Origin of the sequence: Jiella soli, from assembly GCF_020615385.1 — a bacterium.
In the GTDB taxonomy this organism is placed as follows: Bacteria; Pseudomonadota; Alphaproteobacteria; order Rhizobiales; family Rhizobiaceae; genus VKMB-3413.
Genome location: NZ_JAJAVB010000022.1, coordinates 252,672 through 270,590 on the forward strand (window position 1 = coordinate 252,672; position 17,919 = coordinate 270,590).

General features: G+C 66.2%; 11 protein-coding genes. 3 read left to right on the forward strand and 8 right to left on the reverse strand.

What is annotated here, in order from left to right:
* Positions 1 to 63 precede the first annotated feature (63 nt).
* From LH400_RS12745 to leuA, 3 genes are all read right to left on the reverse strand, one after another.
* Positions 64 to 681, reverse strand: coding sequence for a hypothetical protein (locus LH400_RS12745; RefSeq protein WP_229153095.1), 618 nt, complete (start codon positions 679 to 681; stop codon positions 64 to 66).
* Between the two features lie 150 nt (positions 682 to 831).
* Positions 832 to 2,496, reverse strand: coding sequence for a thiamine pyrophosphate-binding protein (locus tag LH400_RS12750; protein WP_229153096.1), 1,665 nt, complete (start codon positions 2,494 to 2,496; stop codon positions 832 to 834).
* The gene (gene leuA / locus LH400_RS12755; protein ID WP_229153180.1) at positions 2,493 to 4,160 is read right to left on the reverse strand and encodes a 2-isopropylmalate synthase; all 1,668 of its coding nucleotides are present in this window, start codon (positions 4,158 to 4,160) and stop codon (positions 2,493 to 2,495) included. The genes LH400_RS12750 and leuA overlap by 4 nt, the downstream gene beginning before the upstream one ends.
* Positions 4,161 to 4,697: 537 nt before the next feature.
* Between leuA and LH400_RS12760 the strand changes: the two genes are divergently transcribed.
* Together LH400_RS12760 and LH400_RS12765 are read left to right on the forward strand one after the other, a co-directional pair.
* Entirely contained in the window at positions 4,698 to 6,239 is a 1,542-nt protein-coding gene (locus LH400_RS12760; protein ID WP_229153097.1) for a tyrosinase family protein, read from the forward strand.
* Between the two features lie 384 nt (positions 6,240 to 6,623).
* Positions 6,624 to 8,675: a diguanylate cyclase domain-containing protein gene (locus tag LH400_RS12765; protein ID WP_229153098.1), complete on the forward strand. Its 2,052-nt coding sequence runs from the start codon at positions 6,624 to 6,626 to the stop codon at positions 8,673 to 8,675.
* A gap of 17 nt (positions 8,676 to 8,692) precedes the next feature.
* Here the strand turns inward: LH400_RS12765 and LH400_RS12770 are convergent, their stop codons facing one another.
* From LH400_RS12770 to LH400_RS12790, 5 genes are all read right to left on the reverse strand, one after another.
* A complete protein-coding gene (locus tag LH400_RS12770) occupies positions 8,693 to 9,595 on the reverse strand; it encodes a cation diffusion facilitator family transporter (RefSeq protein WP_229153099.1) in 903 nt (300 codons plus the stop codon).
* A gap of 18 nt (positions 9,596 to 9,613) precedes the next feature.
* Positions 9,614 to 11,803, reverse strand: a complete 2,190-nt coding sequence (locus tag LH400_RS12775) for an anthranilate synthase (RefSeq protein WP_229153100.1) — start codon at positions 11,801 to 11,803, stop codon at positions 9,614 to 9,616.
* A 244-nt stretch (positions 11,804 to 12,047) separates the two neighbouring features.
* Positions 12,048 to 13,655: an EAL domain-containing protein gene (locus LH400_RS12780; protein ID WP_229153101.1), complete on the reverse strand. Its 1,608-nt coding sequence runs from the start codon at positions 13,653 to 13,655 to the stop codon at positions 12,048 to 12,050.
* A gap of 365 nt (positions 13,656 to 14,020) precedes the next feature.
* Positions 14,021 to 15,751: a M14 family metallopeptidase gene (locus tag LH400_RS12785; RefSeq protein ID WP_229153102.1), complete on the reverse strand. Its 1,731-nt coding sequence runs from the start codon at positions 15,749 to 15,751 to the stop codon at positions 14,021 to 14,023.
* Positions 15,752 to 15,884: 133 nt separating this feature from the next.
* Positions 15,885 to 16,796 carry a LysR family transcriptional regulator gene (locus LH400_RS12790; RefSeq protein WP_229153103.1) on the reverse strand — a complete coding sequence of 304 codons (912 nt, stop codon included), beginning with the start codon at positions 16,794 to 16,796 and terminating at the stop codon, positions 15,885 to 15,887.
* A 107-nt stretch (positions 16,797 to 16,903) separates the two neighbouring features.
* Here LH400_RS12790 and LH400_RS12795 point away from each other — a divergent pair, with 107 nt between their 5' ends.
* On the forward strand, positions 16,904 to 17,911 hold the full coding sequence (locus tag LH400_RS12795) for an ABC transporter substrate-binding protein (RefSeq protein ID WP_229153104.1): 1,008 nt from the start codon (positions 16,904 to 16,906) through the stop codon (positions 17,909 to 17,911).
* Positions 17,912 to 17,919 lie beyond the last annotated feature (8 nt).

The window sequence follows — 17,919 nt, forward strand, 5'->3', positions numbered from 1 at the left end:
GGCGAAGGTCGGCCTTCCCGCCGCGCAAGCCGGCATCGATCGCCCGGCATCCCATGCGCGGGATCAGCGGATGGCGACGCCCTGATAGGAGGCGATCGCCAGCAGAAGGCCGGCGCCGAGGACTGCGCCAATCATCAGCCAGACCAGGGCGATGACGAAGTCGGTCGCCTTCGAGCGCTTCTCCGGCTGGCGTAGCGGCTCCTCGTCATCCTTCGATGTCCTTGCGCGCGAAGGGTTGGCGGGACGCTCGCCGACGAGCTCGTCCGCCGCGAAGGCCCGATCCCGCTCGACGATCCGCTCGGCGACATAGTCCGTCACATGGTCGGCGATGACCCGCGCCTCGGTGGATTCGGCCAGCGTCAACCGGCCGAGCCGCGTCTCGCGGACGAACCGATAAGTGCGCCGGTCGCGCGCCATCACGACATTGGCCGTGCCGTCGACCCACAGGCGCGGATGGATGCCGCCGGAGACCGTGAAGTCGAAGGAATCGTCACCGTCCGGAAGTTCGTCGATGACCGGCTGCAGTTCCTCCGCGAGGATTTCCAGCCGGGCCCTGTCGGCTTCCCTGATGTCGACGATGACGTCCGAGCGCTGCGCAGCCGCGATCTTGGCCTGCCTGACGGCATCGGCCAGACGCTTCGTCCCCATCAAGGATGCGACATTGTCCTTGCCTTCGCCCATCGATTCGCTGCCTCGCATCGTGAAGTGTTGATTTTACCATAACGGGCCGGTGGCCGGAATAAACCGATCGCGGCGTGATCGGCCAGCCCGCGCCAAGTTTCAACAGCTTTGAGACCGATCGGCCACGCTTCGTCCCGCGAGACCCGGGACTTAGGCGGCGGGGCGCGGCGAAAGCGGCAGACGGGCGGTCGTCGAAATCCGGTCCGGATCGATCTTCAAATGGAGGAGCGCCGGACGACCGGATGCGAGCGCCTCCTTCAGCGCCGGCGCCAAGGCTTCGGTGCTTTCGACCCGTCGCCCAAAGCCGCCGAGGCTTTCCGCCAGCGCCGCAAAGTCCGGGTTCGTCAGCGCGGTCGCCCATCGCCGCCCGGGATATTTGCGTTCCTGATGCATGCGGATCGTGCCGTATTGGGCGTTGTCGAAAACGAGGACGAGGACCGGCGCCCTGGCCTGTACGGCCGAGGCGAACTCCTGGCCGGTCATCTGGAAGCAGCCGTCCCCGGCGAAGCAGACGACGGTGCGATCGGGATATCTCAGCTTGGCCGCGATCGCCGCCGGCAGGCCGTAGCCCATCGATCCGGAGGTCGGGGCAAGCTGCGTCGTGCGGCCATGGAAACGGTGATAGCGATGCAGCCAGCCGGCATAATTGCCGGCGCCATTGGTCATGATCGCATCCTGCGGCAGGGCGTCGCCGAGGATCGCCATGACGGCGAAGGGGTCGACGCAGCCTTCCGGAAGCCGCCCCTCCCGCTCGGGCGTCGACCAGGCGCGGTAGTCCGCATGGACTTCTTCGGCCGCGCCGGCCCAGGCGACCGTCGCCGGAGCCTGGAGCTGCATCGCCTTCCGGGCGAATGACGCAGGCCCTGCATGGATCGCGAGCGTCGGCCGGTAGACGCGGCCGAGCTCGGAGGAATCCGCGAGGACATGGACGAGACGCTGGCGCGGTTCCGGCACGGCAAAGAGCGTGTAGCCCTGGCTCGGCATTTCGCCGAGCCGCGCCCCGACCGCAATCACGAGATCGGCGTTCGCGATGCGCTCCTTCAGCTTCGGGTTCGGCCCGATCCCGAGATCGCCGGCGTAGTTCGGGTGGTCGTTCGGGAACAGCCCCTGGCGGCGGAACGAACAGGCGACCGGCAGGTGCCAGCCCTCCGCGAAGAGCTGAAGATCGCGGATCGCGCCGTCGGTCCAGCGCGGACCGCCGAGGAGGACGATCGGCCGCGACGCCTCCGCGAGCAACGACCACAATTCCTCCATCGCCTCCGGATCGGCGCGGATCGGACGGGGCTCGACCCGCGGCGCGATCTCGGCCTCGCCGAGAGAGGACAGCGTATCCTCCGGCAGGGCGACGACGACCGGCCCCGGCGCCGCGTCCATCGCGATGCGATAGGCCTTCTCGACCAGACCGGGAAGCTCGTCCGCCGTCCGCGCCTCGAACACCGCCTTCGCCATGCCGCCGAAGAACCGGTCGTAATCGACCTCCTGGAACGCGCCGCGCCCACGGAACCCGGTCGGCACCTGGCCCACGAAGAGGATCATCGGCGTCTGGTCGTGGGCCGCGACATGAATGCCGGAGGCGGCGTTGGTCGCCCCCGGCCCACGGGTGACGAAGCACAGGCCCGGCCGGCCGGTCAACTTGCCGTCGGCCTCGGCCATCATCGCCGCCCCGCCCTCCTGCCGACAGACCACGGTTTCGATCGGACTGTCGTGAAGGGCGTCGAGAACCGGGAGATAGCTCTCCCCCGGCACGCAGAAGACGCGGGTCCCGCCCTGGGCTTCCAGGGCGGCGACGAGAAGCGCTCCGCCCGGCGCCCTCACTTTGCGACGATCCGGTTCACGGCCGAGACGATCGCCTCGAGCGATGCGGCCGAGATGTTCTTGTTGATGCCAGCGCCGAAGAGCCGGCCGCCCGGATGCTCGATCTCCATGTAGCAGATGGCGCGCGCATCGGAGCCGGCGCCGAGCGAATGCTCCGAATAGTCGAAGACGGAGAACTCGGTGCCCGTATGGCGGCGCAGCGCATCGATGAAGCCGTCGATCGGGCCGGTGCCGAGGCCCTGGATCGTGACCTCCTCCCCATTGTCCACGATCGTCGCCTCGACGATGCGCTCGCCCTTCACATTGGGGTTCGGCCGCGTGGTGTGCTCGACATATTTGAACCGGCCGTCCGGCTGCTCGACATAGCGCTCGATGAAACGCTCGTAGATGCGCTTGACCGGAAGCTCCACGCCCTCTTCGTCGGTGATGCGCTGGATGTCCTCGCGAAACTCGATCTGCAGGTTGCGCGGCAGGTTGAGCCCGTAATCGGCCTGCAGGACATAGGCGATGCCGCCCTTGCCGGACTGCGAGTTGATGCGGATGATCGCCTCGTAGCTGCGCCCGACATCCTTCGGGTCGATTGGCAGATACGGGACTTCCCACAGCTCCTTGTTGGCGGCGCGGACGGCCTTCATGCCCTTGTTGATCGCGTCCTGGTGCGAACCGGAAAAGGCCGTGTAGACGAGTTCGCCGACATAAGGGTGGCGTTCGGGGATCGTCAGCTTGTTGCAGTACTCGTAGACGTCCTTGATCTTGTTGATGTCGGTGATGTCGAGGCCGGGATCGATCCCTTGCGTGAACATGTTCAGCGCCAGCGTGACGAGATCGACATTGCCGGTGCGCTCGCCATTGCCGAAGAGCGTGCCCTCGACACGGTCGGCGCCGGCCATCAGGCCGAGTTCGGTCGCCGCCACGGCGGTGCCCCGATCGTTGTGCGGATGCAGCGAGACGATCAGGTTCTCACGGTTGTCGAGATTGCGGCACATCCATTCGATCTGATCGGCATGGACGTTCGGCGTCGACATCTCGACCGTGGCCGGCAGGTTGAAGATCAGCTTGTTGTCCGGCGTCGGCTTCACGATCTCGGCGACGGCGTTGCAGATCTCGACAGCGAATTCGAGCTCGGTGCCGGTGAAGCTTTCCGGCGAATATTCGAAGCGGTAGCCGCCCCCGGCCTTGGCCGCCATGTCGGTGATCATCTTGGCCGCATCGACGGCGATCTGCTTGATCCCCGCCCTGTCCTTCTGGAAGACGACACGGCGCTGCAATTCACTGGTGGAATTGTAGAAGTGGACGATCGGCCGGACCGAGCCCTCGAGCGACTGGAAGGTCTTCTCGATCAATTCGGGGCGGCACTGGACCAAGACCTGGAGCGAGACGTCCTCGGGCGCGCCGCCCTTCTCGATGCACCAGCGAGCGAAATCGAAATCGGTCTGCGAGGCCGACGGGAAGCCGATCTCGATCTCCTTGAAATTCATCGCCAGGAGCAGCGCGAAGAAGCGGGCCTTGCGGTCGTGGCCCATCGGATCGACCAGCGCCTGATTGCCGTCGCGAAGATCGACCGAGCACCAGATCGGCGGCTCGGTGATCGTCTTTGCGGGCCAGGTCCGGTCGGAGAGGTCGATCTGACCGTAGGGCTGATACTTGCGGGAGGCGAGCGGCATGGTGCGGGCGGCCGCAGGCTTCTTCACCTCTTCCGGCGCGACGGCATACGGGGTGGCGGGACTGACTGACATCGGCTTCAAACCTTGATCGCTCGGAACGGTCCTGCGAGGGGCTGCGTCGCCGCCTTCATGCGCGAACGCGTCCGAAATTGCACGGAGATTGTGAGGTCAAAGGGGCGGTGCGTGCGTATCCGTAAGGCGGATCGCGCCGGCTCGACCGCCGGACGCCCCTTCGATCACCGGGTCCGACGGTCGCCGCTAAGCAGGCCAAGAAGCGGGAGTAGGACGAGCAGAAGGGCGGCGCCGATTGCGCGCAGGCCGAAGGTTCGGGACGAGGCTGCCGTGCTCATGACCTGAAAGTTAGCCGATCGGGGGAGGAATGCAAGATGCTCGCATGGGCCCTTCCTCCCCCTGCAGATGCGGCCGCCCGTCACCAAGAAAAATTTCTACTGACGCTTGGTCAGCTTGATGCCTAGACTGGAAATCTACCGTATAAGTCGCCCGGGGCCTGACTTCTGTTTGTCCGAGGATGATCCGATGGATATGTCGCGCCGTACGGTTTTGAAGGCAGTCGCGTCCCTGACCCTGGTGACCGTGCTGCCGGCGAGCTTCGAGGAATTGGCGAACGCCCAGCCGCTGCGGGTGCGTCACGACGCCCGCTCGCCCGAGGGCAAGCGCATGCTCGCGACCTATGCGAAAGCCGTGAAGACCATGAAGGAGAGCGGCACCGGAACGCCCGCGTCCTGGACGTTCCAGTGGTACACCCATGCCGTCAGCGGCTCATCGAGCAAGCTCGCCGAACTCAACCGGATCTACGGCTCCAGGCCAAGCCCCGACCGGGACCTCGCCAATCTCACCTGGAGCACCTGCCAGGCGCATGGCGGCAACACCTGGGAGCCGAACTTCCTGCCCTGGCACCGGGCCTACATCCTGTTCTTCGAGGACACGATCCGGAAGGTGACCCGGGACGAATCCTTCACCCTGCCCTACTGGAACTACACCGAGGACGCCTCGATCCCCGAGGAGTTCCGCCGCAAGAACGATCCTGTCTACGGCGCCCTATACCAGGCCAACCGCAATCCCGGCATCAATGACGGGCTGCCGCTGACGCGCGTCAAGGGCGGCCTGCCGGCGAACCTCCTGTCGCTCGACGTGATGGACGCGGGCTCCTACTATTCGGGTCCGCAGGGCGTACCGCTCGGCTTCAACGAGCGGATCGATTCCAGCCTGCACGGCTTCATCCACGTCAACACCGGCGGCACGCAGAACATGGGCTCGGTGCCTTTCGCGGCGCAGGATCCGATCTTCTATATCCACCACTGCAATATCGACCGGATCTGGGCCGGCTGGAACGCCAATGGCGGCCACAATCCGACGGCGGCCCAATGGGCGAGCCGGCAGGTGCACGTCTTCGCGGACGCCGCCGGCCGGCGCGTCGAGGTGACCAACGGCCAGGTGACGGCGATCGCGCCGCTCGGCTACACCTATGACGCGCTGCCGCGGCCGCAGGTAGCCGTGGCCTCGAGAGAGGTCGCGTCGACATCGACGGAAAGCCTTTCGGGAGCCTCGGCCGTGAACAGCATGATCGACGGCGGCGGCGGCGGGACGCAAGTTGCCCAGGCAGCGGAGATCCAGGCCGACATGATGGCGACGACGCAGCAGCCCCTGGTGCTCGAATCCTCGCCGACGGCGGTCACCCTCACCCCCGCCAAGACCGGAGCCTCGCTCGAGAGCTTCTCCACGGAGCTGAAGAATTCGCCCAAGCGCCAGTATCTCGTGCTCAGCGGGATCAAGACGGACGTCCAGCCGGGCACCATCTACAACGTCTTCGCCGGAGAGCCGGGCGCCCAGCCGGCCGCGACCGACAGCCCCGCCTATGTGGGTTCGCTGCAGTTCTTCGACGCCCAGCCGCTGAGCGACGGCGGCAGCACCAAGCAGATCCGCTTCGTCTTCGACATCACCAGCCAGATCCAGTCCGGCGTCATCACCAACCCGCTCAGCTACTACATCGTGCCGGCCGATCATCCCGAACAGGGAGCCCGGCCCGTGGTGGGAACCATCGAACTCGTCAACCAGTGACCTCAGACCGGCTGAGGCCTTCGCCCGGGAGGCAGGACGCCGTCCCTGAGACACCCTCCGGCAGGCGGCTGTGCGGAGGAAACGCCGGCCCGGCCGCTGCCGGCGTAAATTGAATCGTTGCACAGTCACCGAAGAGCAACGCGCAGGTACCAAGTGGAGCGAGTGGCGAAATTACCGTCGGATGCAGGATTTTCCCAGTCTGTCAGCGGCTTGGCCTGCTGCCCGGCAGATGGGAGACCCTTATGCATCTTCCAATTGTATCAGGAATAAGCTCCTGAAACCTCTTAAGTTTACCTCTGTTTTACGACACCCCGCGATGATCGTCACCCAAGGGAAGATTTTAGATCGGGGTCGAACATGAAAGAGGCCGGGAACCAAGGGAGGATGCCGAAAGACCGGCATCGCCTGTTCCGGCTTTTGGCCCTCAATCTGGCGATCGGCCTGATCTACATTCTCGGCATGCGGGCAACGTTCGGCTTCTCCGAACTGATGCCGGCAGCGTCCCACTGGGCGACATGGATCCCGATCTGGTTGCCGGCGGGCGTCCTTCTGGCATTCGTGCTGCGCTACGGGGCGTGGGTGGCTCCCGGTGCCTGGCTCGGCTCGATGGCGGCGGATGCCCTGGCGGGTTCGCTCGGCCAGGCGAGCTTCTTCTTTTCGACGATCCATGTCCTGCAGCCGCTGCTGATAAGGGCCCTGCTGATCCGCTGGCGCACGCCGCTCGACACGATCTTTCTGCAGACGCCGAGCGCGTTCCGGTTCATCGTCATCACCGCCGGCGCCATCTTCTTCTTCGGCGCCATCCTGGGCGGGCTGATGCTCTCCATGCCCTTCGATCAGACCACGCTGCCTCGACTGCTGGAGAATTGGTGCCGCTGGGGCCTTGCCGATCTCGCGGCGACCCTGGTGATCACGCCGCCTGTCCACCTCGCCTTGAACAACCGGAGCGACCTTCGCCAGGCCCTTTCGGCTTCGGCCCTTCTGGCGATCTCGTTCGGCCTGCTCCTGACGGTTCTCGTCTTCGTCAATCCCATGCGGGAGAGCGGCTTTTCGGTCCTGCCGGCAAGCTTCGTCCTGTTTCCGCTGGTCGTCTGGTCCGGCCTGAGGCAGCGGCCGCTCGACACGGCCCTGCTCGTTACCACGCTGGTCATGGCGGTCTGTACCGCGACGGCCACCGGCGAGGGTCCCTTCGCCGCTGCGGCCGATCCGAGCCGGAGCCTCTTCCTGCTGCAGGGCTTCATCGTCGCGATCAGCGTGACCGGCCTCCTGCTCTCGGCGACCAATACCGAACTCCTGACTGCCCAGCGGCAACTGCGTGCGATAGTCGACGGGCTGGATCTGCTGGTCGACGAACGCACCGCCGAACTCAATCAGGCCAATCGCCGGCTGCAGGCCGAGATCGCCTCCGGCCAGCGCACCGGAACGATCATTCGCGGCCACAGCGTGATCATGGAAATGCTGGCGACGGGGCGCGGGATTCCCGATATCGCCGCCTGCCTGGTGAAAGAGCTGAGGCGGGTCGAACCGAGCTGGCGTGCCGCGATCCTGATCCCCGACGATACCGGCAAGTGGCGCATTCTGGGCGCAGGCTCCGACGAAGCGTCGTTCGCTCGGACGGCGGCCATGCTGCGCCGTGACCCGTCTGCCCTCTTGCCGAACACCGCGGTGGCGACGATGCAGAAACGCGCCGCCCACGCCTTCCAGATCCGGGGCGCCGAACCGGCGGATCCCGGGCCACCGATGCACTTCGAGCCGATCCCGCTCGGCGGCGAGGAATTGGTGGCGGTCCTGGCGATCAGACCGAGCACCGGATCCTTCGCCGAGCCCTTCGACATCGAACTCGTCCAGGACACGGCGCGGCTCGCCGGGATCGTCCTCGACAACCGACGCTCGCAGGAACGGCTGCGCCATGCAGCGACTCACGATACGCTGACGGGCGCGCTCAACCGTCACGGCTTCTTCGACGCCATAACCGGACGATTTTCCGCATCGCAGGCCGAGGGCAAGCGGCTCGCAATCTTCTACATCGACCTCGACGGCTTCAAGGTGGTCAACGATGCCTGTGGGCACGAGGTCGGCGACAGGCTTCTCGTCGAGATCTCCGGCCGGTTCGCCAGCCTGCTCGGTCCGAAGGACCTTCTCTGCCGCCTCGGCGGCGACGAATTCGTCGTCGCGCATGCCGGCATCACGGATCCGGCCGCCGCCGATGCGCTGGCCGACAGGATGATCGCAGCCTGCCGTTCCCCAAGGAGCCTGAAGGATACCGCGCTCGCGGTCACGCCGAGCATCGGCATCTGCCTTTACGACGATCCCGCTGCTCCGATCGGCGCCATCCTCGATCAAGCGGACGCCGCCATGTATTCGGCGAAGCGGAACGGCGGCGGCCGCGCCGCCTGGCACGAGCAGCAGCAGTCAGAGCTCGCCCGCAGCGCCTGAGGGGCGCCGCCCCGCCGTTAAAGCACCGGAACGCCGGTCTGCTTGGCCTCGCCCTCCGGCTCGACATGGATCGAGACACGCACACCGGAAAAGGCGTCCTGCAGTGCGTCCTCGATGCGGTCGCAGATGTCGTGCGCATCGCCCACCGTCATCGCCTCCGGGACGACGAGGTGGAACTCGATGAACATGGCGCGGCCGGCCAGCCGGGTCTTGAGGTCGTGGACCTCGATCGCGCCCTGGGCATTGCCGGAGATCAGGTCGCGCACAGTCGCTTCCTCGCTCGGGTCGATCGCCTGGTCCATCAGCCCGGAGAGCGAGGAGGTGACGACCATGTAGCCCTCCCGCAGAATGTTGAGGGCGACGAGTGCCGCCATGGCCGGGTCGAGCACATGCCAGCCGGTCAAGGTAGCGACGACGAGGCCAGCGAGGACGCCGACCGAGGTGACAACGTCGGCCATGATGTGGCGACCGTCGGCGGCGAGCGCCGGCGAGCGGTGGCGCCGCCCGCTCCGGATCAGGAACAGCGCCCAGCCGAGATTGATCACCGTCGCCGCGCCGTTGATCAGAATGCCTTCCAGCGGCGCCTCCAGCGCGCGCGGGGCGAGGAAGGCCTCCCAGGCCTGGCGCAGGATGACGAGGGCCGCGACCACGATCAGGACGCCCTCCACCACCGCGGAGAAATACTCCGCCTTGGTGTGGCCGAAGGGGTGGTCGCTGTCCGCCGGCTTGTAGCTGAGCGTCACCGCCCAGAGCGCGACGGCCCCGGCGACGACGTTGACGATCGATTCCATCGCGTCGGAAAACAACGCGACCGACCCCGTGACGTGGTAGGCCACGTATTTGATGACGAGGACCGCCAACGCGACGCCAACCGACGTCGCCGCAATGCGCTTGGCGAGGTTCGCTCCATGCTCCGGCATTATCGAACCCGCCGTCGCTCAGGCAGCTTTTTCGCGGGCCCGCCGCGGCAGATGCGCGACGATGTTCTCGATCATCCGCATCCCGGCTTCCCCGCCGAGGCTCATGATGCTTTCGGGGTGGAACTGCACGGCGGCCACCGGCTCGGTGCGGTGTTCGAAGGCCATCACGATCCCGTCGTCGGTCTCGGCCGTCACCTCGAATTCCCGCGGCAGCCGCACCGGATCGGCGAAGATCGAGTGATAGCGGCCGACGGTCACCTCGCTCGGCAGGCCGGAAAAGATGATGCCAGGATTGGCGATGCGGATGCGCGACGGCTTGCCGTGCACCGGCACATGCAGGGTCCGCAGCGTCCCCCCATAGGCCTCGGCCAGCGCCTGCAAGCCGAGGCAGACCCCGAATATGGCACTGCCATGGGCCCTGGCCGCCGCGATCGTGCCCTTGCAGTCGAAGTCGGACGGGTTGCCCGGCCCCGGCGAAAGCACCACGAGATCCGGATCGATCCGCGCGAAGATCTCCGCCGGCACCGGCGTGCGCACGGTGGAGACGGTCGCGCCGGTCTGGCGGAAATAGTTCGCCAGCGTATGGACGAAGGAGTCCTCGTGGTCGACGAGCAGCACGCGCAGCCCCTCTCCGACGCGCGCGGCATCCCGCCTGCCGGCAGAGGCGTTGGAGACCCCGGCCTCGCGGATCGCTCCCAGAAGCGCGGAGGCCTTCAGTTCGGTCTCGGCCTCCTCCTCTTCCGGATTGGAATCGTAAAGCAGCGTCGCCCCGGCCCGGACTTCGGCGATGCCGTCCTTCAGGCGGATGGTCCTCAGCGTCAGCCCGGTATTGAGGTCGCCGTTGAAATGCACCATGCCGACCGCGCCGCCATACCAGGCGCGCGGGCTCTTCTCATTCTTCTCGATGAAGCGCATCGCCCAGAGCTTGGGCGCCCCGGTGACGGTGACCGCCCAGGCATGGCTGAGAAACGCGTCGAAGGCGTCCATGCCGTCGCGCAGGCGTCCCTCGATGTGGTCGACCGTGTGGATAAGCCGCGAATACATCTCGATCTGGCGCCGACCGATGACCTTGACCGAGCCCGGCTCGCAGACTCGGCTCTTGTCGTTCCGGTCGACATCCGAGCACATGGTGAGTTCGGACTCGTCCTTCTTGGAATTCAGGAGCTTCAGAATCTGCTCGGAGTCGGAGATCGCGTCGTCGCCGCGCTTGATCGTGCCGGAGATCGGACAGGTCTCGACGCGGCGCCCGTTCACCCTGACGAACATCTCCGGGCTCGCGCCGATCAGGAACTCGTTCTCTCCCAGATTGATGAAGAACGAATAGGGCGAGGGATTCACCGCCTTCAGGCGCCGCGAGATCTCCGACGGCCGATGCTCGGCGCGCTCGTAGAAGACCTGGCCGGGAACAACCTCGAACAGGTCGCCGCGCACGAACTTCTCCTTGGCGGCCCGCACGAGGGAGGCGTACTCGCCGGGCTGGTGGTCGCCCCGCGGCGGGATGCGGTCGGAGGCCGCGAACGGCGCCGGCAGGCCGCCGCCGTCGAGCCCTGCCGTCGAGCGGCCGTCCTTCTCGAAGGCGTAGCGGGTGAGGTAGGCGGCGGCGGAATAGTGGTCGACCTCAAGGAGCTCGTCCGGCAGGTAGAGGACGAGGTCGCGGCGCTCGGGATCGCGCGACTGGACTTCCTCCACCGGGTCGAACTGGAAGGCGAGATCGTAGCCGAAGGCGCCATAGAGGCCGAGTTCGCGATCCTCTTCCGAGCGGAAGAGGGAGACGATCGCCCGGAGGACGGAGAACACCGTCGGCACGCGCGAGCGCTCCTCTTCGGTGACGGCCCCTTCCGGCTCGTTGACGACGAGATCGATCCGCGCCGCGCCCTGCGTCAGCTCGGCGATGTCGGCATGGCCGGCCAGCGCCTCGCCGATCAGGGCGAGAAGAACGGAACCGCGCGCATTCAGCGCCTCGATCCACATCTGCCGCCCGCGCGAGGCGACGACGACCGGCGGATCGACGAAGGCCACGTCCTGGCGGGTATAGCGGCCCGGATATTCGTAGTTCGAGAACAGGATCGCGCCGCGGCGCTCGTCGAGCTGGTCGAAATAAGGCTCGATCGCGCCCTCGTAGGCAACGGCGGTGCGCGTGCGGATCACGACGACGCCGCCAGCGGTGACATAGCGCTCGCGCCCGTCGCCCGAATGCTCGCTTGCCATGGTTCTCTCCGGTTCAGAGCCCTGAATTCCCGGCGCTCGATGCAAAAAGGCCGCCCGGGAATTCAAGGCGGCCTTCGTTCGTAATCACAGACGTGATGGTTCGGCCGCTGTCAGAGCGTCCACCACCAGTTCTCGGCTGCGACCGTCGAGTTCGTCATGATCGAAGCGATAGCCGACACCGTTCCAAAGGGCAATGAAAAATGGCCGCCCGCTCCCGCTTGCCGGACGGACCAGCCATCGGGCTTCACGCCGCGATCGACAGCCGAGCGGGATCGGCGGGATGTTTGAGGAGGAATTCGCGGAAGGCCGGCGGCGTAAGCGGACGGGAGATGAAGTAGCCCTGAACATAGTCGATCGGCGGCTCGACCGAGCGCAGCTGATCGAGCCGTTCGCGGGTCTCGACGCCTTCGACGACGATCGAGCGCGCCGAGGCGTGGATCATCTCGATCGCATGACCGAGCATGCGGGCCATCAGGCTGTCCGCCGGCGCCATGGCGAAGGAGCGGTCGAGCTTCACGCCGTCTACCGAGAGCGCGGCAAGGTTGTGGATGCTGGAATAGCCGGCTCCGAAATCATCGATGAACGTCTGAATTCCGGCCTGGCGCAGAAGCTCGATCTCGCGCTGCGCCCATTCCACCACGACGGCGTCGCTCTCGACGAGTTCGACCACGACGGTGAAGCGATCGGGTTCCGACAGGAACGGCCTGAAGACGTCGCACAGCACCTTGCTGTCGAGGTCGCGCGGAAAGATGTTGAAGGTGACCAGCAGCTTATGGCCATCCGGGACCTTGGCGGAGAGATCGGCGTAGGCGCGCTCGACCACCATGCGCGTGAAGCTCATCGTGAGCCCGTAACGCTCGACCAGCGGGATGAACCGGTCGGGGTAGACGATCTGATCGTCGACGTCCCGCCAGCGGGCAAGAACCTCGCAGGCGGAGATCCGTCCCGTGCGCAGTTCCATGATCGGCTGATACATGCATATGACGGATTCCGGGCCGAGGTGCCGGCGGAACCGCTTCTCGAACGACCAGTGGCGCACGATCATGGCGCGGCCGCGATCCGCCAGGGCAATCGCCAGGACGGCGGCGACCAGCAGCGCAACGACCGCGCCGACTTTCTGATCCTTCAGATAGCCGAGGAACGAGGCTTCGGTGGTGACGCAGAACCGCCCGTTCGCCGTGCAGCGGCTTTCGCTGAGGCGAGGCAAAAGGCCCGACAGCCCTCCGCCGGCCGCTTCCACGAACTGCGAGTGGACGCCCTCGCGGCCGCCGCGGTGCCGCCAGACGCCGGACTGCGACACCGCCACGAGTTCCACCGCAAGCCAGCTGGTGCCGAGATAGCTCAGCTGTGCCTTCGGAACGACCAGCGCGAACGGGCCCCGGGAGACGAGGGAGCCCACGAGGCCGTCCAGGCCGAGAAAGGCGAGATCGCGGTCAAAGCGGTTGGCCGGCGCTTCCGCCGTCTCCACCGTGTCGGGAGGGCCGAGATCCAGCGCCTGCGAAGACCATCCCTTGCTCAGCGAGCACTTCACCCTGCCGTCCGGTGCATAGAGAAATTCGCTGATGCCGTCGGGAAGATAGGCGACGCGCCGCATCTGATCGAGGAACGGCTGGGAACAGGGGGCAGCGGTGACGCCCTTTTCCAGAGCGCTGAAGGCCTCGTCGATCTTGACGCCCACGTCGATGACCGGCTGCAGCGCCTCCTGCGCTTCGGACCTCATGGTATGGTGGATCTGCTGGACCGCGAACAGCGCGGCAAATCCAACGAAACCAGCAAACAACAGGCAGCCGAGCAGCAACGAAATGATCGTCTGCTGCCTGGAGGAAATGAAGAGGCTGACCAGTTTTGCCATGCTTTCCCCACCTTGGGATTTAGTCAAAGTGAGCCTGAAACCCATCAAGAAGGGTTTAACAGAGCCGACCAAAATTTCCCGGAAGACGGGAAATTTCCCACCGTTCCAACAATCGCTTGCATAGATGGGGTGGCGGTCGCCGGTCCCGCGGGGCGGCAAGGGGATGGACTTCGGCGCGCTTTCGGCGCCCCCTTTCATCGACGGTCCTCTTTTTGCAGCGGGCAGCCGCGACGCTCCGTCACATCCGATCGCCCAAAACGTCAGAAGTCCCCGAGCGGTCGCTGCCGTCGAGACGCGGGCCTATCCGGCCAGGGCCGCGTCTGCATGACGGCGCGACAGGCTGCTCGCCGGCAGCACCAAATCGGTTAAGAGGATGCGGCGGCGAGACCCTGATAGATCGACACGCAGTGAAGCACGGCCTGCATCTGGGCCGTATGCTGGAGGACGAAGCCGTCGCCGTAGATCGTCTCGTCCGGTGCCTCGGTGATCAGGCTGAGCGGCGTTCTGGACTGCGGGCTTTCCGAAAGGAAGATCGCGAACCCGTTCAACACTTCGAACGGCATCGCGGTGGAGTGGCCGCGCAGGGCCTCGAGTTGACGAGCGTTCAGCGCGACCAGGTCGCGGTTCTCCGCCAGCCGTTCCGTCAGGCGCCGGACCAGCGTCCGCCCCGCATCGCCCCAGCCGGCATGGTAGTTGCAGATGAGGAAGAAGCCCTTCGGGATCGTCCACTTCTCGAAGCCCTTCGGCAGATAGCCCGAGAGCGGCCGCGTCCATTCGTGGGAGGGGTAGCCGTGGAGGTTGATGTGCAGCTTCGCGCCGGTCATCTCCAGGCCCTTGAGATGGGCGCGACGCTCGTCGTCCGGCGCCTCCATGGCCTGGGAGATGTCGTTGCCGCAGGCGGCGTGGCGGGCGGCATGATGCATGTGCCGCGGATTGTGCGCGATTAGCCGTTGGTGCAGTTCGTAGCCGTCGACATTCTCGACAGGAACGAGCGCGAAATGCGCCGCCGGGTCGTCGGCAAGCCGCCTTGCGGCCCGCAGCGCTCCAACGACGCCGCTCGTCTCGTTTGCATGCTGGGCCGCGGTGATCAGCACCGGGGACCCCGTCCCCGGCTTGTAGAATCCATGCGACACGCGGCCCTGGCGCGATCCGGCCGTAAATCGCGTCCCGCCCGGAAGGCGGCCGAGTTCGGCGCGGATCTGCGCGATCGTCAGCGGGCGCGTGGCGGTTTCGAGCGGCATCGCGGCGCCCGCCGTCTCCGCGCCGTCGCTCTCGTGAGTGTCGGTGGTGATCACAAGGCGCGCCGGGCCGTCGCCGCGCCGGACATCCGGAACGATCTGGCCGGGACATCCGGCAGGCGGGGCGCCGGCCGCCGCTGGCGGAGCGTCGAGCAGTTCGCGCAGGGCGAAGTAGAGTTCCTCGTGCATCGCCTCGCGCAGGCTGAGGACCTCTTCGCCCCAGCCGAGCGGTTCATCGTCTGCCGCAAGGTCGACGCGCAATATCAGCCGCTCGAAACGGCCGCGCTCCTGTTCGCTGCGAGCGGTCCGCACAGCCGCGACGGCGGACAGGAACAGCGTTTCGAATTCGCTCGCCAGAGCCTCCCCCTGCCCGGCGCCGATCCGCAGCCAGCCGGACGCCGCGAGGACAGGGTCGCCAGTCGTTCCCTCCCGCAGGACATTGGGCGCGAAGACACGGTGGGTGATGACGCGCCCGTCCGCACGGGTCAGTTCGACCTCATAGTCGAGCCCTTCGCCGCCCGCTTCAAAGACGGTTTCGACCGGCGCCAGAAGCGGCTTCAGCGGATAGCACTCCAGACGGAAGCGGTCCGGATGGGCCGCCTCGTGCCTCGGATAGCGGATAGACGCCCGCTCCAGACCGGCCGTGTCGACCTCCTCGCGGAAGAAGCAGAGGAGCGGCTTGTAGGCGCTTCGCAGGCGAACCTCGACACCGGCGGCGGCCAGCCGGCGTTCCGCCGCCCGCCGTGCCGGGCCGTCCTCGAACAGCCAGGCCTCCACCCGCTCCCGCGGTTTTGCCGTCAGTTGCGCCACCAGCGCGTCGAGCGTTCGCGGATAGGTCTCGTCGAAGATCGTGGTCATCCGGCATCTTTTGCATCGAGGCGGTCGCGGGACCAGTCGCCGAAGTAAATCCGGCCGATGATTGGCGGCGCGATAGCGAGCCGGAGAGGATGAAGCCCTTGAGGCGTTTCGCGATCGGCTCCCATCGCCGCGCTCAATGTTTCGTCTCGCGCCGCATCTGGCCCCGCACCTCCTCGACGAAGGCCGTGATCGGCGGATGAGCGCGATCGCCCGTGCGCACCGCGATGAAATGCTGCGAGGAGAAACTGTAGCGCGAGGGCTTCAGGGCCCGCATCTCGCCCCGCGCCACATAGGGATCGCCGATATGCCGCGGTAGAAACCCGACATAGGCGCCCGACAGGATCATCATCGCCTGCCCCTCCATCTGCATCACCGTCCCCTCGGGGCGCGGATGATGGGCGCGGTAGATGTCGTCGAAATGCAGATAGCCGCGCACGCTGAACGATGCGGCCTCGATCTCGGCGGCGCTGATCTCCGCGTCGGGCCGGGAAAACAGCGGGTGGCCGCCGCCGCAGTAGAGCGCATGCGGCTCGCGCCAGATCGGCTTGTAGGTGATGCCGGAGATCTTCTGCGACATCGGCCCGATCACGAGGTCGCGCCGCCCGTCCGCCAGGGCCCGCTCGAGGTCGCTGGGCGTTGCCAGCCACAGGTCGACGAACACGTCCGGCGCATAGGCGTGATAGCGACCGAGCGCCGTTTGCAGGCCGAGTTCGGGCGAGGTGACCACGCCGTCGACGATGCCGATGCGCAGACGGCCGGTCAGCCGCTCGCTTTCCTTGCCGATGCGGGCATGGAAACTGTCGATGTCGGCGAACAGGAGCTTGGCCGCGGCATAGGTCGCCTTGCCGAATTCCGTCAGCCGGAAGCCGCCCCGCCCGCGCTCGCAGAGCCGGTTTCCCAACTTCTTCTCCAGCGTCGCGATATGGGTGGAGAGCGTCGACTGGCTGAGGTTGAGGGCGATCTGGGCCGGACCGAAACCGCCGGAATCGGCCAGTTCCACGAAGACTCGGATCAGGCGAAGATCGATATTGTCCAGGCGCCGCATGACTTCACATCGAAGTTTTTCAATCTGTCCTTCGATGAAATCTGATTTCTTTCGATGTGACAATTGCCGACACTCAGGCTCCTTCCCACGAAGAGAAAGGCCCGCCGATGAAATCCCGCAGCCTTACGGCAGCCAGCCTCGCCCTTGGCGCCGCGATCCTGACCTCTTCCCTCGCCTTCGCCGACGACACCGTCCGCGTGATGGCGCCGACCTGGCCGGGCTTCGCGCCGGTCTTCGTCGCGATGGACAAGGGCTATTTCAAGGACCTCGGCCTCGACGTGCAGTTCACCTTCGAGGACGACCGCTCAAACGTGCTCGCCGCCATGGCGCGCGGCGACATCGACGTCGACATGCGGACCGTCGGCGAGCATCAGGGCCGACCGAGGACGCCGGAAACGCCGGGCAAGATCATCGGCACGATCGACAAGTCGGTCGGCGGCGACGGCGTCATTGCGGCCGGCTCGATCGATACCGTCGCGGACCTCAAGGGCAAGAAGATCGCCGCCGAGCCGAACATTCCGGCGCGGCTCCTCCTGCAGCTCGCGCTGAAGAAGGTCGGGCTGAAGCTCAGCGACCTGTCGATCGTGGACATCGCGACGGCCGACACGGTCGCGGTCTTCTCCGACGATTCCATCGCCGCCGTCGCGACCTACGAGCCGTTCATGTCGCAGTCGGTCAAGGCGCTGCCGAACCGCAAGCCGAAGATCCTCATCTCGTCGAAGGACAGCGACATCATCGTCGACGTCATCACCGCGCGGGACGCCGATCTCGACGAGAACCCCGAGAAATACGCCAAATTCCTCGCCGGCATCTACAAGGCGATCGACCTCTACAAGTCCAATCCCGACGAGTTCATCGCCGATGCGGCTCCGCACTACAATCTGTCCGACGCCGAGGTGAAGGACATACTCGACACCTCGCTCGCCTATACCGATCTCGCCGAGTCCCGCACGCTGATCGGCACGGCGGACAAGCCGGGAACGCTGACCGGCATCTTCGACACGGTGATGCAGCTGAACCTCGAGAACGGCGCGGCGGAGGTCGAGCTGAAGGCCTCCGAGGAGATCGATCCGAAGCCGATGTCCATGGTCGAGGATGGCATGGTGAAGGGCTGAGAGGGCGC

Coding starts and splice junctions, on each gene's coding strand:
- LH400_RS12745 (WP_229153095.1), bottom strand. CDS start 681: ATGGGCGAAGGCAAGGACAATGTCGCATCCTTGATGGGGACGAAGCGT.
- leuA (WP_229153180.1), bottom strand. CDS start 4,160: ATGCCGCTCGCCTCCCGCAAGTATCAGCCCTACGGTCAGATCGACCTC.
- LH400_RS12760 (WP_229153097.1), top strand. CDS start 4,698: ATGGATATGTCGCGCCGTACGGTTTTGAAGGCAGTCGCGTCCCTGACC.
- LH400_RS12765 (WP_229153098.1), top strand. CDS start 6,624: ATGCCGAAAGACCGGCATCGCCTGTTCCGGCTTTTGGCCCTCAATCTG.
- LH400_RS12770 (WP_229153099.1), bottom strand. CDS start 9,595: ATGCCGGAGCATGGAGCGAACCTCGCCAAGCGCATTGCGGCGACGTCG.
- LH400_RS12775 (WP_229153100.1), bottom strand. CDS start 11,803: ATGGCAAGCGAGCATTCGGGCGACGGGCGCGAGCGCTATGTCACCGCT.
- LH400_RS12780 (WP_229153101.1), bottom strand. CDS start 13,655: ATGGCAAAACTGGTCAGCCTCTTCATTTCCTCCAGGCAGCAGACGATC.
- LH400_RS12785 (WP_229153102.1), bottom strand. CDS start 15,751: ATGACCACGATCTTCGACGAGACCTATCCGCGAACGCTCGACGCGCTG.
- LH400_RS12790 (WP_229153103.1), bottom strand. CDS start 16,796: ATGCGGCGCCTGGACAATATCGATCTTCGCCTGATCCGAGTCTTCGTG.
- LH400_RS12795 (WP_229153104.1), top strand. CDS start 16,904: ATGAAATCCCGCAGCCTTACGGCAGCCAGCCTCGCCCTTGGCGCCGCG.